Source organism: Kitasatospora sp. NPDC089913, from assembly GCF_044748625.1.
Taxonomy (GTDB): Bacteria; Actinomycetota; Actinomycetes; order Streptomycetales; family Streptomycetaceae; genus Kitasatospora.
On the sequence record NZ_JBIVGI010000024.1, the window covers coordinates 23,276 to 38,341 of the forward strand.

Sequence of the window (15,066 nt, forward strand, 5' to 3'; positions counted from 1 at the left end):
CTGCTCGATGCCTTCTCGTCGCGCTGCGCATTCGTGCCGCTCGACGCATGGCTCGATCCACTGCCCGGCCCGCCGGCCGGGCCGGGGGCGCCGGTCCATCATCGAGCGGACACCGCGACACCGCCCGCCGGGCACTCGGCGCTCGTGGCGGACGCACCCGGTCGGCCCACACCTGGTTGGTCCGCGCCCGGTCGGCTCGCACTCGGACGACCCGCTGTCGCGCTCGCGGGCCCCGGGTCCGCCGCCGACCGGCTCCCGCCCGGTGCGCGTAACAGGTGGGCCCGCGCCGGCGGGACGTTCCGCCACACCACTCGGCTCCCCAGTCCGTACTCCTCCTCGAACCGGCGCAGCAGCCGCACCACCGCCCGGTGCCGCGCACTCCGCCGGGGGCCGGACGTCAGCAGCCGTGCCGCCGACGTTCCCAGGTAGCCGAAGTACGTCAGCTCGCCGCCCGGCAGCAGCAGCCGCAGATAGAGATCGAGTATCCGCCGCACCTCCGCAGGCTCGAAGTTGGTGAACGGCAGCCCCGACACGATCACGTCGTACCGTTCGGTCGCGGGCGCGGGCGCGGGCGCGGTCGCTCCCGACCGGCCGTCGTCGTGGCCTCCGCCCCCGGTGGCGGGCGGGCCGCACCCCGGGAGGTCCTGCACCCGGCACGTCGACAGTCGCAGGTCCAGCTCGCTCCCGCGGCACGCCAGCTCCTCGTCCGCCCGGAGCCGTTCGGCGAACCTCGGATTGGGCTCCACCACGTGCAACCGGTCGCCCGCCCGCAGCGCCCGGACCAGCCGCCGCGTCACCGCACCTGTCCCGGCGCCCACCTCCAGCACCGACAGCGGCCGGTCCGGACGGCTCGTCGCCGGGACCGTCAGCGCGTTCACCAGCGCCGCCCCGCTCGGCGCCACCGCGCCCGTCAGCCGGAACGTGCGCAGTGCCTCGGACAGGAAGAGCCACCCGTCACCGCCGTCCGGTCCCCGCCGCCCGGCGCGAGCGGGCGCCGGGCGAGCGATCCCGGTGGTGTCGGCGGAGGAGGCGGGCCCGCGGTCGGGCTGATATGTCGTCATGGCAGTGACGCTAGAGAACGTCCGACCTGTGTGGAACTGTCGAAAGATGCTCCGCACCCCCGACGAAAGTCGAGGGTGCCGATGGCCGATCGACAGGGGTGACGCACTGTCGGTTCGTCGTAGCATCGGGGCCCCGGACGAAGGACGGAAGGAGGCCAGATCCCGTGAACAACCCTAAGTACCACCTTGGTTGGTACACCCCAGGCCGGCATCGTCCGACCGAGACGCTGCTCCTGCTGACCGTCCTCGTGCTCGCCGTCGAGGAGACCCTCGCCCAGTGGCGCGTCCACGACCTCCCCTGGCGCCCCCTGCGCATGGCCGGGGCCGTCCTCGCCCCGCTGTCCCTGCTGACGGCCCGCCGCCACCCGGTCGCCGCCGCCGTCCTCCCCGTTCTCTTCAGCGGACTGCTGAACCGCGCCTTCCCCGGTCTGTTCAGCCTCTACCACCTGGCCTCGACGGGCCGCTCCGGCCCGGCACTCGCGGCCGCGGTCGTGCTCGCCGGGCTCGGTGCGGTCCGCGCCGCCTCCCTCGCCGACCGGGTCGGCACCACCGGTTCCCAACTCCTGGTCGAGGCGGCCGTCCTCTCCTTCGGGATGTGGCTGCACGGCCGCCGCGTACTGATCCGGACCCTGAACGCCAAGGTGGAGGCACTCGGCCGGGAGCGCGAACTCCGAGCCGAACAGGCCCGCTCCGCGGAACGCGCCCGGATCGCCCACGAGATGCACGACGTCCTCGCCCACCGGCTCAGCCTCCTCGTCCTGCACGCCGGCGTGCTGCGCGACCGGGCCCGGGCCGGCACGGTGGCGGACGACCCGGCGCTCCTCGCCCACCGCCTCGAACTGCTCCGGGCCACCGCCGCCCGCTCGCTCGACGACCTGCGCGACGTCCTCGGCGCGCTCCGGGCCGATCCGCCCGGACTCGTGGGGACGGCCTCGCCGGCCGGTTCCGCCGGACCTACCGGTGACGCCGGGGCGCCCGACAGCGACCGAACCGTCCCCGGGCAGGGGAGTGCGAGCACGGGTGCGAGTACGGTGCCGCACGCGGAGCCGGGCCCAGCGCCCCCCGGCGTGGGCGCCGCGCCGCTTCCCGAGCCCGTTGTTCCCCGTCCACCCCTCGCTCCCCGTCCACCCCTCGACTCCCGCCCGTCCGTCGCCGCGTCCGTCCCGGAGCCCGTCGCCGCGCCCGCTCTGCGCGACCTCGCCGAACTCGTCGCCGAGGCCACCGGCTCGGGCCAGCGCGTCGAACTGGCCCTCGCCGGTGACCCGGAGGACATCCCGACCACCCACCGGCTGGCTGTGCACCGGGTCGTCCAGGAGGCGTTGACCAACGCGCGCAAGTACGCGCACACCGCCCCGGTCACCGTCCGCGTCCGGTACGGCACGCCCGCGACCACCGTCGAAGTGTGCAACGGCCCGGGCGACCCTGCTCCCTCCGGTGCCTGTACCGGGGGTGGCTACGGCCTGGTCGGGCTCGGTGAGCGGCTCGGCGCTCTCGGTGGACACTTCGACGCGGGACCGGACGGCCGGGGCGGGTTCCGGCTCGCGGCCCGCCTCCCAGCGCCGGCCCGGCTTCAGGTCCGGCCGCCGCCCGGCCCGACCGCACGGTCGCCCGCCCGGACAGCCCGCCGGGCGAGCGACCCGCACCCCGGCCGGAACCCGGGCGTCGCACCCACGGCACAGACCACACCCGCCGCACCCACCCCACCGCCCGTCCCACAGCCCCTCCCACCGCCCGTCCCACCGTCCGGCGGGTGTTCCGCCCCGGCGGCCATCGCCCCGCGGACCGGCCCGAACCCACCGAACGAGGCGACGTGATCCGCACCATGGTGGTCGACGACGACGCGCTGGTCCGGCTCGGACTCGTCGACCTGCTCGCCCAGGACCCTGAGCTGACCGTGGTCGCCGAGGCCGCCGACGGACTGGAGGCCGTCGAACTCGCCGCCCGCCACCGCATCGACGTCGCCCTGATGGACATCCGGATGCCCGGACTCGACGGCATCGCCGCAACCCGGCGGCTCCGCGCACTGCCGGACGCCCCCCGCGTGATCGCGCTCACCACCTTCGACCTCGACGAGTACGTCTACCGGGCCCTGGCGGCAGGGGCCGACGGCTTCCTGCTCAAGGACACCCCGCCCGCCGAGATCGCCCGTGCCGTCCACGTGGTCGCCGGTGGGCAGGGCATGCTCCACCCGGCCGCCGCCCGCCGCCTCATCGACCGTTACCACCGCACCGGGGAGCCACGCGCGGTCGCGGCCCGGGGCCGTTTGGAGGGGCTCACGCCGCGCGAGGGCGACGTGCTGCGCGAACTCGCCGCCGGTCGTTCCAACGCCGAGATCGCGGCAGCCCTCGGGATGCGCGAGAGCACGGTCAAGGCACATGTCAGCCGGATCCTCACCGGGCTGGGGGTCGGCAACCGCGTCCAGGCGGCGCTGCTCGCCCGGGACGCCGGCGTGGTGGACGACGGCGGCTGACCCGACCGCCCTCCCCTCGTGCGACGATCCGTCCGCACTTCTCCACCATCGCCTGGGAACACGGTGATTTGCCCCGGATCCACCGCCCCCGGATCAGCGCCGCGCGGTAGTCGACGGCGATCCGCCGTCACCCATCTGGCTTGGAAAAGGCGCGCCTTGGCGTCCTGTGCTGCCGAACCCCGGCCCCGGGTCCATGGTGGAGGTGGGCGCGATCCGGCGACCGCGCCCGCGCGCCGAGCCGGGTTCGCATGTCGTGCGCCGACCGCCGTTCAGCGGCCGGGCGACGGGGCGGATCCCGACCCCGGCACGCTGGGAGCAGGGCCACCTCGCAGGAAACCGAACGGTTCTTCTAGGCTCACATCTCGGCTTCCCTGTGGTGGTGCGTCGTTCTGCGCCCGCCGCAAGGGAAGCCGCCGTCCACGGAGGCTCCGGGACGATCGGGGCCACCGGATCGAGCGAGGAGGACGCACATGCCACACACGCCGCCCAGCCGTTCCAGCGCACTTGGAACGGACGGACCCTCTTGGTGTCCCGCCGTCACAGCCGGGGCCGTCGGCCCGGTGACCTGGTCGGGGCGGACCGGCCGCCCCGGCCGATCCGCGCGGCCGCTGTATACCGGCGGCGGCCGCGGAGGCAAGCGTTGAGTCCTCAAGCCGTCCGCCCCGCCACTCCTGCGGCGAGCCCTGTGGCCGCCGCGACCCCGACCGTCGCCACCGGATCCGTCACCGCGAACGTCGCCCCCACCGGCACCGCGAACGCTGCCCCCACGAGCGCCGCCGGCAGTACGACGGTCACCACGATGACCGCCGGCGCCACCACCGCCACCGTCACCGCGGCAGCAGCCACCACCGCCTTCACCCCTGTCGAGCCGACCAGGACCACCGGAGCCGCCCCCGGCACGGCCGCCCCCGGAACGACCGGGAGAACCGGCACCGCCCGAACCGCCCTCGCCCCGGCCGCCCCCACACCCGCCGCCGCGCCACCCGTCGCAGCGGCCCCCCACGCTCCGGCCGTCCCCGACAGCGAGGGCCAACCCGGCCCCACCGCCGCTCTCCCCGGTCTGCCCCAGGCCCTCACCAGCCGCGCCCGCACCCTCGCCGGGGCCGTCCGGCGACGCTGCGCGGACCTGGCCCGGATCGAGTCCCCCAGTGGTGACGCACCCAGACTCGACGCCCTGGCGGAGGAGTTGGCCGCCGGATTCCGGGCCACCGGTGCCACCGTGCACCGCGAACCGGGCCCGGCCGGCGACCACCTCGTGCTCCAGTGGGAGGGGCGGGACGAAAGCCTGCCGCACCTCCTCGTGGTCGGCCACCACGACACCGTCTGGCCGGCCGGCATCCTCACCGACTGGCCGGTCACCGAGCAGGACGGCACCCTCAGCGGGCCCGGCGTGGTCGACATGAAGGGCGGACTCGCCATTCTGGAGGGAGCGTTCGCCCTGCTCGCCGACCTCGGTCAACGCCCCCACCGCACGGTCCGTCTGGTCGTGGTCTCCGACGAGGAGGTCGGCAGTCCGGACGGCAAGCGCCTCGTCGAACGCCAACTCCGCGACGCCGCCGCCGTACTCGGCCTCGAACCGCCGCACCCGGACGGCCGCCTCAAGACCGCCCGCCGCGGCTCCACCCGGGTGCGGCTCACCGTCACCGGGCGCGAGGCGCACGCCGGCAACGACGCCGCCGACGGCGTATCGGCAGTGGACGAACTGGTCGACCAGCTCGTCGCTGTCCGCGGCCTGGTCAGCCTCCCCGGCACCGAGCTGAACGCGGGCCGGATCAGCGGCGGCAGCCGGGCCAACGTCGTGGCCGGCCGGGCCGAGGCGGAACTCGGCCTGCGCTTCTCCACCACCGAAGCGCAGCGCCGGACCCTCGACAACCTCGCCCGACTGACCGCGCTGCGGCCGGGCGCACGGGTGCGGACCGAGGTGCTGTCCAGTCGTCCGGCGTGGCCCGAACGCTCCGCGAATCCACTGCTGCGCCACGTCCGTTCGCTCGCGGCGGTGCTCGGGCAGCAGTTGGACGGCGGTCCGGCAGGCGGGGCGGGCGACACCAACCTGCCGGGTTCGCGCGGACTCCCCACGCTCGACGGGTTCGGCGCCGTCGGCGGGGGCGCGCACGCCCGGCACGAGCACATCCGGATCGATCAGCTGGCACCGAGGATCGCCCTGCTGGCGGCGCTCCTCGCCGTTCCGCTCCCGCGTTTGCGCGACCGCTCGGAGGGGTGACGGGTCGGGAGATCCCGGTCGGCGACGGCTGACGGCCGACGGGGGCTGACGAGTGACCGTCGGCGGACCGTTCACGACGGCTGGCGGCTGGCAGATGATGAAATCTGTCAGCCGTCAGCCGTCAGCCGTCAGCCGTTCAGCGCGTCGCGGCGTCCCCGCCGGTGTCCGCGAGCAGCGGGAAGAGCCGGGTGACGGCGGCGACGGGATGCGTCCCGGTGTGCGGTTCGCGCTGCCGGTAGGGCGCGATCAGGGCGCGGACGGCGGCGCCGAGGTCGGCGAGTTCGTCGCTGGTGAGGTGCAGGACGTCGCTGGAGGTCTGGTCGCGCTGCCATTCGGTGGGCGCGGCGGAGCGGTTGGCGAGCCAGTGGCGGTAGCTGCCGTCCTCCAGCTCGGCCGCCGGCTCGGGGGTCGGATCGTCGCTGGCCCGGCCGGCCGTCGGCGAGCCCGGCTCACCGGGCATCAGCGATCCCGTCCATCGCAGCCGCCACGGGCGGGAACGGCCGTCCCCGGTCGGCGCCTCCTCGATCACCCCGTACCGGGCCAGCTGTCGGAGGTGGAAGGAGCACGTTCCGGAACTCTGGCCGAGCATCTGCGCGGCCTGGTTCGAGGTGATGCTGCCCCACTCGGAGATCAGGTCGAGCAGCCCGGCGCGGATCGCGTGCTGCGGCAGCGGCCGGGAGGGAGCTCCGCTCCGGAGGGCGGCCGGTTCGGCGGGAGTGTTGTGGGTGGTCACTTTGCAAAGCCTCCACTTTGCAAAGTTCCTTGGCAAGTCCGGACCGTGCCGATCCACGGCTGGGCCAGTTTTTGCAAGGAATCCGCGGCCCTGGTCGGCTCGCGAGGGAGCTCGGGTGACCGCTTCTCCACACTTTGCAAAGTGCGTACTTTGCAAAGTGTGGGGCAGTGACGAGCAGCGGACCGGGAGCTGGAGCCGACATCCACCGGATCGCCGGTGCCTGCTCCTCGGCGCCGCGGTGCCCGATGCGGCACCGCGGCGCAGAGAACGCTGAAAGCCGGCAAGTCAGCAGTGGGCCACATCCTCGACCCCGTGCTCGGCCGGCTGCCCGCCGGGGCGCGTCGGCCGGTCGAGGCGGAGGGGGAGGCCCGGCACGTCCGTCGCGCAGTCGCAGTCGCAGTCGCAGTCGCAGTCGCAGTCGGCCGGTGGCCGGCGGCGGCGCGTTCCACTCGGCCGGGCCCGAGCTCCGGTGGGGGCTCGGGCCCGGCCTTCGCCTGCCCCGTGCCCCGCCCTCGGGTCCGCCGCCCCGACATCGGCGGTGCTCCCTTGTCAGTCGCCCGTCCCACCGCGCACAATGGTACCGACCGAACGGTCAGTCGGTTGGCGGCCCGCCGACGGGGTGGGGACACAGGCAGCGAAAGGGGACCGTGGTGACAGCAGAGGTGGCCGAGCGGCCCGGGGCATCGCCCGAGGAGGCGTTCGAGGCCGTCATCGCCGCGGAGCAGCGCATCGAGCCCCGCGACTGGATGCCCGACGCCTACCGGGCGACCCTCGTCCGCCAGATCGCCCAGCACGCCCATTCCGAGATCATCGGCATGCAGCCCGAGGGCAACTGGCTCACCCGCGCCCCCTCCCTGCGGCGGAAGGCGATCCTGCTCGCGAAGGCCCAGGACGAGGCCGGCCACGGCCTGTACCTCTACGCCGCGGCCGAGACGCTCGGCGTGGACCGCGCCGAACTCACCGAGAAGCTGATCTCCGGCCGCCAGAAGTACTCCTCGATCTTCAACTACCCGACGCTCACCTTCGCCGACGTCGGTGTGATCGGCTGGCTGGTGGACGGCGCCGCGATCTGCAACCAGGTCCCGCTGTGCCGCTGCAGCTACGGTCCGTACGCGCGCGCCATGGTCCGGATCTGCAAGGAGGAGTCCTTCCACCAGCGCCAGGGCTACGAGCTGCTGATGACGCTGATGCGCGGCACCGAGGCCCAGCGGCGGATGGTCCAGGACGCGGTGGACCGCTGGTGGTGGCCGTCGCTGATGATGTTCGGCCCCTCCGACGCCGCCTCGCCGAACACCGCCCGTTCGATGGCCTGGCGGATCAAGCGGCACACCAACGACGAGCTGAGGCAGCGCTTCGTCGACATGACCGTGCCGCAGGCCGAGCACCTCGGCGTCACCCTCCCCGACCCCGGCATGAGCTGGAACGAGGAGCGCGGCAGCTGGGACTTCGGCGAGCCGGACTGGTCGGAGCTGAACCGGGTCATCCAGGGCCAGGGCCCGTGCAACGCCCAGCGCGTCGAACGGCGGCGGGCCGCCCACGAGGACGGCGCGTGGGTGCGCGAGGCGGCCACCGCGTACGCGGAGAAGCGCCGCGCCGAGGCCGCCCCGAGCACCGGGACCGACGTGAGAACGGCGACGGACGCGGCCACGCCCACGAACGCAGCCACGGCCACGGCGACGACCGCAGCCATGGCCACGACCGCGGGCACGGAGCCGAACGCCGGCACGGCCGCGGACGCCGGCAAGAAGACGGAACAGGAGAACGGGAAGTGACCGAGTCCAAGGCCGGCTGGCCGCTCTACGAGGTGTTCGTGCGCCCCCGGCGGGGCCTGAACCACGTGCACGTCGGTTCCCTGCACGCGGCCGACGACCGGATGGCCCTGCTCGCCGCCCGCGACCTCTACACCCGCCGCAACGAGGGCGTCAGCCTCTGGGTGGTCCGCTCCGACGCCATCACCGCGTCCACCCCGGACGAGCGCGATCCCTTCTTCGCACCCAGCGGCGACAAGGTCTACCGCCACCCGACCTTCTACGACATCCCCGAGGATGTCCCGCACATCTGACCGGGAGCAGCCGAACCATGACCGACGACCACGTGTACCTGAGCCTCGCCGAGGCGTCCCCCGAGCCTGAGGGCGAGGGCCGCTGGGCGTACGGGACGGGCTTCGCCGACCCGCTGCTCGGGGTGGACACCGCCGTCCCGTCCGGGCTGGACGGGACCGACCTCGCGGCGTACTGCCTGATGCTGGGCGACGACGCGCTCGTCCTCGCCCAGCGCCTCATCGAGTGGTGCACCCGCGCGCCCGAACTGGAGGAGGAGGTCGCGCTCGCCAACCTCGGCCTCGACCTCCTCGGCCAGGCCCGCCAGTTGCTCACCCGGGCCGGGCAGGCGGACGGTTCCGGGCGGACCGAGGACGACCTCGCCTACTGGCGCGAGGAGCACGAGTTCCGCAACGTCCGCCTGGTCGAGGCGCCGAACGGGGACTTCGCGTACTCGATCGCCCGCCTGCTGCTGTTCTCCACCGTCCGCGGCGCGCTGTACGAGGCACTGGCCGGGCACGCCGATCCGGTGCTGGCGGCGGTCGCGGCGCGCGGGGTGAAGGAGCTGGCCTACCACCGCGAGTACGCCACCGCGTGGACGCTGCGGCTCGGCGACGGCACGCCGTACTCGGCCGCGCGGATGCAGGCCGGTCTGGACGCGGTCTGGCCGCTGCTGGAGGAGCTCTTCACCGCGCACCCGGTCGAGCTGCGGGTCGGGGTGGACCCGGCGACGCTGCGCGAACCGGTGCTGCGCTCACTGGCGGCGGTGCTGGCGGAGGCCGGGCTGGCCGTGCCCGACGTGGCGGGGCTGGCGACCGTCGGCGGCCGGGCGGGCCGGGACGGGGTGCACAGCGAGGCCCTGGGCCTGCTGCTCGCCGAGCTGCAGGTGCTGGCCCGCGCGCATCCGGGCGCGACGTGGTGACGGCCGTGGCCGGGGAGCGCGCGTCGAGCGGGGCGGCCTGGGCGGTGGCGGCCGCCGTGCCGGACCCGGAACTGCCGATGCTGACCCTGGCCGACCTCGGTGTGCTGGCCGACGTCGAGGTGGCCGGGGACCCGCAGGACCCGGTGGTGACCGCCTGGATCACCCCGACCTACTCGGGCTGTCCCGCCGTCGCCGAGATGGCCGCCGACGTGGACCGGCGGCTGAGGGCGGCCGGGTTCGCGGACGTCCGGGTCCGGCTGCGGCTCGACCCGCCGTGGTCGACCGACCTGATCACCCCCGAGGGCCGGCGCAAGCTGGCGGAGGCCGGCATCGCCCCGCCCCGGCCCGGGGGCGGCGCGGCGGCCGGCGGCGCCACTCTGCTGAGCCTCGGCCCGACCAGGGTCGCGGCCGCCGTGCCCGTCGCCTGCCCGCTCTGCGGCGGTACCGACACCGAGGAGCTGTCCCGCTTCGGCTCCACCGCGTGCAAGGCGCTGTGGCGCTGCCGCGAGTGCCGCGAGCCTTTCGAACGCGTCAAGGAGATCTGAGCATGGCCGCCGTTCCACCAGCTGTCCCACCAGCTGTCCCACCAGCAGTCCCGGTAGTCCCGACGGTCCCACCGTCCTTCGAGCTGCCCCCCGCCGAGCCGTCGCCCGTCCGCCCGGCCCGCCGGCCGACGTTCCACGCCCTGCGGATCGCGGCGGTGGAGCGGCTCTGCGACGACGCCGTCGCGGTGACCTTCGCGGTGCCCGACGGGCTCACCGAGGCGTTCGCGTTCCGGCCGGGGCAGACACTGACACTGCGCCGGGTGGTCGACGGGGTCGACGAGCGCCGCTCCTACTCGATCTGCGCCCCCGTCGGCGGCCCGCTGCGCATCGCCGTGCGCGAGGTGCCGGGCGGCCTGTTCTCGCGCTGGCTGGTGCGGGACGCCGGGCCGGGGGAGGAGGTGGAGGTGCTGACGCCGTCCGGCCTGTTCACCCCCGACCTCGGCCGGCCCGCCGACCATGTGCTGCTGGCCGCCGGTTCCGGCATCACGCCGATGCTGTCCATCGCCGCCTCCGTGCTCGCCGCCGACCGCGCCTCCACCGTCACCCTGCTCTACGGCAACCGGCGCAGCGACACCGTGATGTTCGCGGACGAGCTGGCCGATCTCAAGGACCGCTACCTGGGCCGGTTCCAGCTGGTCCATGTGCTCTCCCGGGAGACCCGGGACGCCGAACTGCTCAGCGGACGGCTCGACCCGGAGCGGGTCGAGGCCCTGCTGCGGGCGCTGGTGGACGTGCCGGCGGTCGGCCACTGGTGGCTCTGCGGGCCGTTCGGGATGGTCACCGGGGCCAAGGAACTGCTCGCCGGCCTGGGCGTGCCGACGGACCGGGTGCACCAGGAGCTGTTCCACGCCGAGGACGAGCCGATCGGCGAACGCGCCGACGACACCCCCGGCGCGGCGGACGGGGCCGAGGGCGTCGAACGCAGCGAGGTCACCGTCGTCCTGGACGGCCGGGGCAGCACGCTCAGCCTGCCGCGCGACCGGTCGGTGCTGGACGGCGCGCAGCGTTCCCGGCCCGACCTGCCGTTCGCCTGCAAGGGCGGGGTGTGCGGGACCTGCCGTGCCCTGGTCACCGAGGGGGAGGTGTCGATGCGGCGCAACTTCGCCCTGGAGGAGAAGGAGCTGGCGGCCGGCTACGTCCTCACCTGCCAGGCCCGTCCGGTGACGGACCGGGTGACGGTCGACTACGACCGCTGACGGGCCGCCCGGCGGCGCCCGCCCCCGGGAACGGTGCTGCTCGCCCGCCCCCGGAACGGCGCCGCCCGCCCGCCTCCCGGGCCGGCCGCTACCCCGCCGTCGGCGCCCCGGCCACCGTCACCGCGACGGCGGCCGGGGCGCCGAGCAGCCCGACGATCTCGTTGACCGCCGCCCGGCCGGCGCGGTTGGCGCCGACGGTGCTGGCGGACGGCCCGTAGCCGACCAGGTGGACCCGGGGGTCGGCGGTGGCCCGGGTGCCGGTCAGCGCGATGCCGCCGCCCGGGGAGCGCAGGCCGAGCGGGCCGAGGTGACCGACCTCGGGGCGGAAGCCGGTCGCCCACACGATCGCGTCGACGGCGAGTTCCTCGTCGCCCCAGGCGACCCCGTGCTCGGTGAGGCGGTCGAACATCGGCCGCCGCCGCAGCGCGCCCAGCTCCTCGGCGCGGCGGTAGGCCACCGACGGTCCGAGCCCGGTGACGCTCACCACACTTCGCACCGGCAGCCCCTGCCGGACCCGCTCCTCGACCTTGGCAACCACGGCGCGCCCGTACTCGGGGGTGAACGGTCCGGCGTGGTAGAGCGGCGGGGTGCGGGTGACCCAGACGGTCTCGCCGACCGCCGCGACCTCCGACAGCACCTGGATCGCCGAGGCGCCCCCGCCCACCACCAGGACCCGCTTGCCCGCGAACTCCTCCGGCCCCCGGTAGGCGGCGTAGTGCAGCTGCCGTCCGGCGAACCGGCCCGGGTAGTGGGGGAGGAAGGGCCGGGTCCAGGTGCCTGTGGCGTTGATGAGGGCCCGGGCCGACCAGGTGCCGGAGTCGGTCTCGACGAGCAGCCGGGCGTCGGGCCGCGCCGATTCCGAGCGCACCGCCAGGACCCTCACCGGGCGCACCACCGGGAGCGCGTGCTGTGCCTCGTACGCCGCGAAGTACCCCGGGACGACGTCGCGCGCCGCCGCGTTCGGGTCGACCTCGGGGAGTTCGACGTCGGGCAGGTCGTGGAAACCGTGCACGGTGGCCATCCGCAGCGACGGCGACCGGTGGGCCCAGGCGCCGCCGGGGGCGTCGTCGGCGTCGAGCACGACGAACCCGCCGCCGGTGCCGCCCGCCGCGCCGTCCCCGCCCGCCGCGCCGTCCCCGCCCGTCGTGCTCGCCCCGCCCGTCGTGCTCGCCCCGCCGTCCCCGACGGCTTCGCGGAAGGGTGCGAAGCCGCGTCGGCGCAGGTGGTAGGCGGCCGAAAGGCCCGCCTGGCCCGCGCCGACCACCACGACGTCGACCCGGCGGACCGGGCCGGAGTTGGTTGCACCGTAAACAGTCACGCCCGTGAAACATCCGGTGCGCGGCGGGTGTTCCCAGCCGCTGCCGGGCCGGGAAGACCCGCCGTCGGCCGGGGAGATCACCACCGCGGTCCCGTGCGCGCGGACCTCAGTGCCGACGTCCGCCGCCTCCGTGACGTCGAACCGGAACGTCGGTGCCGCGTTCCCCGGCCGCTGCCCGTCGGTTGCCCGGCCGCAGCCCGTCACCAGCCCGGCAGCTGCCGGGCCGGACCGCCCCGGCTCAGGCCGTGGCCGGGGAGATCACCACCGCGGTCCCGTACGCGCAGACCTCCGTGCCGACGTCCGCCGCCTCCGTGACGTCGAACCGGAACATCAGGACCGCGTTCCCGCCGCGCGCCTTGGTCTGCTCGACCAGCCGCTCCATGGCCTCGTTCCGGCTCTCCACCAGGGTCTTGGTCAGGCCGCGCAGCTCGCCGCCGACCAGCGACTTCAGCGAGGCGCCGATCTGGCTGCCGATGTGCCGGCTGCGCACCGTCAGACCGAAGACCTCGCCGATCACGTGGTCCACCCGGTAGCCGGGGATGTCGTTGGTGGTCACAACCAGGACCTGGGCGTCCGGGCGCTGCCCGCCGCCGTACTCGTCGATGTTTGCCATGGCGCCCATCCTGCGGGCGGTTCGACGCCGTCGAACAGAGGCGCGCGGGGCGCGACCGGGAGAAGGCGGGGCAGTGACGGCGAGAACGCGTAGGGTAGCCGGAACAGACCGGTGATCGGACGGCCGAAAGGCCGTACCGTAGCCCCATGGGCGAGCGAAGCGATCATCCACAGGGGCCGGGCGCGGCGGAGGACTCCGGCGCGCAGGAGATCGAGGCGACGGTGGTCCTGGGACTGCGGATCACGAACTGGCCGGCGCTGCGCGCCGCGGCCATCGCGGCCGTGGAGGAACTGGACTTCGAGGGCGTCGATCCGGCCGGGCAGCGCCGTGAACTGCTGCGCGAGGTGGCCGAGGACGCCAACGCGGCACTCGGCGCACTGCTGCACCCGGACCGGCTGGTGGCCGCGATCCCCGGGGTCGAGGCGGTCGGCGGCACGCTGGAGATCAGCGTCACCGAGGACTTCGCACCGGACTTCGCCGAGCTGTTCCCGCTGGACGGCGACGAGGAGGACGGCGGCAGCGCGGCCGGCGACTGGACCCTCACCCCGCGCACCGCGTGCCTGCTCCACGCCCAGTTGCTCGGGCTGGCCGACGCCGCCTACGACGACCTCGACGAGCACGAGGACGAGTCGGTGGCCGACGGCGAGGAGGCGGACTGGACGGTGTTCGGGAGGCTGCCGCAGCGCACTTGGCGGCTGCACCGGAGCTGGCGCCGCGCGATGGCCCGCACCTTCGACGATCTCGCCGACGACCTCGCGCTCGGCGAGTGGCCGCTGCCGCGCTGCCTGGCGGAGGAGATCGCGCTCCGGATGGCCCTGGTCGACGCCCGGACCCTGCTCGGGGCGCAGCCCGAGTCGGTCGCCGACATGATGGGCGACTTGCCCGCGGACCTGTACGACTACGACTGGGACGGCTGCCACGACGAGCTGTTCGGCGTCTACGGGCCGGACGACGGCGATCCGGAGCTGACCGCGGAGCAGCGCGCCGAGCTGCTGCTCACCGCCACCCACCCGGAGGGCTGGTTCCTGAACTACGACGACGCGGAGGAGCGGGACGCCCAGCGCGGCTACCGGCGCTGACCGGGCGCCCGGCTTCCGGCGCCACCGACCCGGTGGCGCCGGTTCCCGGGGGTCCGGAGCCCCGCGGTGATCGCCCCGGGGCGGGGGCTGGCATGCTGGACCGGTGACTTCACCGTTCGACGCCCCCGTTCCCGACCCGATGCCCGAGGACCGCGACGCCCGGCAGCAGTACGTGCTGCCGCTGGTGGTCCGGACGGAGCGCGCGACGCCGCCTGGGCGGACCGACGCGCTGGAGACCTCGGCGCGGGCGGTGCTGACCCTGCTGAACGACCCGAGGGTGGTCGAGGCCGAGGGCGAGTGGGCGGAGCGGGTGCTGGCCTGGGAGGACGCGCGGATCCGCAAGGTGGTCCGGCGGGCGCGGGGCGGTGAGTGGCGCAAGGCCGGGGAGCTGCCCGGCATCACGGTGACGGGCCTGGAGGCGGAGGTGCGGGTCTTCCCGCCGGTTCCGCTGGACGGCTGGCCGAAGGAGCTGGCCAAGCTCCAGGTGTCGGGCACCGACCTGGAGGAGACCGGTCCGGTCGGTCCCGCGCCGACGGGTGTGCCGGTGCTGTGGCTGAACCCTGAGCTGGAGATGAGCGCCGGAAAGACGATGGCGCAGACCGGCCATGCCGCGCAGCTCGCCTGGTGGCGGCTGGACGACGCCCGCCGCAAGGAGTGGGCGGAGAGCGGTTTCGCGCTCGCCGTCCGCACGGCGACGCCCGAGGCGTGGGCGGACCTGGTGGCGAGCGGCCTCCCGCTGGTGCAGGACGCGGGCTTCACGGAGATCGCCCCGGGGAGCTGCACCGTGGTGGCGGACCACCCGGCGCTGCGCGACTGACCGCCGCCGGTCCGCCGCGTCCCGGCCCTCGGCCGCAGACCCGCAGACCGCA

The 15,066-nt window shown here is 75.0% G+C and carries 14 protein-coding genes; 10 read left to right on the forward strand and 4 right to left on the reverse strand.

Features of this window, described 5'->3' with window-relative positions; all coding sequences use genetic code 11:
• Positions 1-98: 98 nt before the first annotated feature.
• Entirely contained in the window at positions 99-1,061 is a 963-nt protein-coding gene (locus tag ACIPYS_RS29575) for a translation initiation factor IF-2 (RefSeq protein WP_400751729.1), read from the reverse strand.
• 164 nt (positions 1,062-1,225) lie between these two features.
• Between ACIPYS_RS29575 and ACIPYS_RS29580 the strand changes: the two genes are divergently transcribed.
• From ACIPYS_RS29580 to ACIPYS_RS29590, 3 genes are all read left to right on the forward strand, one after another.
• Positions 1,226-2,875, forward strand: coding sequence for a sensor histidine kinase (locus ACIPYS_RS29580; protein WP_400751732.1), 1,650 nt, complete (start codon positions 1,226-1,228; stop codon positions 2,873-2,875).
• Positions 2,872-3,531, forward strand: coding sequence for a response regulator transcription factor (locus ACIPYS_RS29585; protein ID WP_093864761.1), 660 nt, complete (start codon positions 2,872-2,874; stop codon positions 3,529-3,531). Before ACIPYS_RS29580 ends, ACIPYS_RS29585 begins: the two co-directional genes overlap by 4 nt.
• 640 nt (positions 3,532-4,171) lie before the next feature.
• Positions 4,172-5,752 carry a M20/M25/M40 family metallo-hydrolase gene (locus ACIPYS_RS29590; protein WP_197698739.1) on the forward strand — a complete coding sequence of 527 codons (1,581 nt, stop codon included), beginning with the start codon at positions 4,172-4,174 and terminating at the stop codon, positions 5,750-5,752.
• Positions 5,753-5,888: 136 nt separating this feature from the next.
• Here ACIPYS_RS29590 and ACIPYS_RS29595 read toward each other — a convergent pair whose 3' ends face one another.
• Positions 5,889-6,485, reverse strand: a complete 597-nt coding sequence (locus tag ACIPYS_RS29595) for a winged helix-turn-helix domain-containing protein (RefSeq protein ID WP_400751737.1) — start codon at positions 6,483-6,485, stop codon at positions 5,889-5,891.
• 647 nt (positions 6,486-7,132) lie between these two features.
• On the opposite strand from ACIPYS_RS29595, the gene paaA reads away from it, so the two are divergent.
• The 5 genes from paaA to paaE are packed head-to-tail and all read left to right on the forward strand — an operon-like array spanning position 7,133 to position 11,187.
• Positions 7,133-8,257 (forward strand): 1,2-phenylacetyl-CoA epoxidase subunit PaaA, encoded by a 1,125-nt coding sequence (gene paaA, locus ACIPYS_RS29600; RefSeq protein WP_400751740.1) that lies wholly within the window; start codon positions 7,133-7,135, stop codon positions 8,255-8,257.
• Positions 8,254-8,547: a 1,2-phenylacetyl-CoA epoxidase subunit PaaB gene (gene paaB / locus ACIPYS_RS29605; protein ID WP_030391930.1), complete on the forward strand. Its 294-nt coding sequence runs from the start codon at positions 8,254-8,256 to the stop codon at positions 8,545-8,547. The genes paaA and paaB overlap by 4 nt, the downstream gene beginning before the upstream one ends.
• A 17-nt stretch (positions 8,548-8,564) precedes the next feature.
• Entirely contained in the window at positions 8,565-9,446 is an 882-nt protein-coding gene (gene paaC / locus ACIPYS_RS29610) for a 1,2-phenylacetyl-CoA epoxidase subunit PaaC (RefSeq protein ID WP_093859663.1), read from the forward strand.
• A 5-nt stretch (positions 9,447-9,451) separates the two neighbouring features.
• Complete coding sequence (gene paaD / locus ACIPYS_RS29615) at positions 9,452-9,991, forward strand: 1,2-phenylacetyl-CoA epoxidase subunit PaaD (RefSeq protein WP_400751745.1); 540 nt, start codon at positions 9,452-9,454, stop codon at positions 9,989-9,991.
• A 2-nt stretch (positions 9,992-9,993) separates the two neighbouring features.
• Positions 9,994-11,187, forward strand: coding sequence for a 1,2-phenylacetyl-CoA epoxidase subunit PaaE (gene paaE / locus ACIPYS_RS29620; protein WP_400751748.1), 1,194 nt, complete (start codon positions 9,994-9,996; stop codon positions 11,185-11,187).
• 88 nt (positions 11,188-11,275) lie between these two features.
• Here the strand turns inward: paaE and ACIPYS_RS29625 are convergent, their stop codons facing one another.
• Both ACIPYS_RS29625 and ACIPYS_RS29630 read right to left on the reverse strand, forming a co-directional pair.
• Positions 11,276-12,505 (reverse strand): NAD(P)-binding domain-containing protein, encoded by a 1,230-nt coding sequence (locus tag ACIPYS_RS29625; protein WP_400751751.1) that lies wholly within the window; start codon positions 12,503-12,505, stop codon positions 11,276-11,278.
• 238 nt (positions 12,506-12,743) lie between these two features.
• A complete protein-coding gene (locus tag ACIPYS_RS29630) occupies positions 12,744-13,118 on the reverse strand; it encodes a YbjQ family protein (protein WP_045938048.1) in 375 nt (124 codons plus the stop codon).
• A 146-nt stretch (positions 13,119-13,264) separates the two neighbouring features.
• On the opposite strand from ACIPYS_RS29630, the gene ACIPYS_RS29635 reads away from it, so the two are divergent.
• Together ACIPYS_RS29635 and ACIPYS_RS29640 are read left to right on the forward strand one after the other, a co-directional pair.
• Positions 13,265-14,197, forward strand: coding sequence for a hypothetical protein (locus ACIPYS_RS29635; RefSeq protein ID WP_400751754.1), 933 nt, complete (start codon positions 13,265-13,267; stop codon positions 14,195-14,197).
• A gap of 139 nt (positions 14,198-14,336) precedes the next feature.
• Positions 14,337-15,014, forward strand: a complete 678-nt coding sequence (locus ACIPYS_RS29640) for an aminoacyl-tRNA hydrolase (protein ID WP_093859660.1) — start codon at positions 14,337-14,339, stop codon at positions 15,012-15,014.
• Positions 15,015-15,066 lie beyond the last annotated feature (52 nt).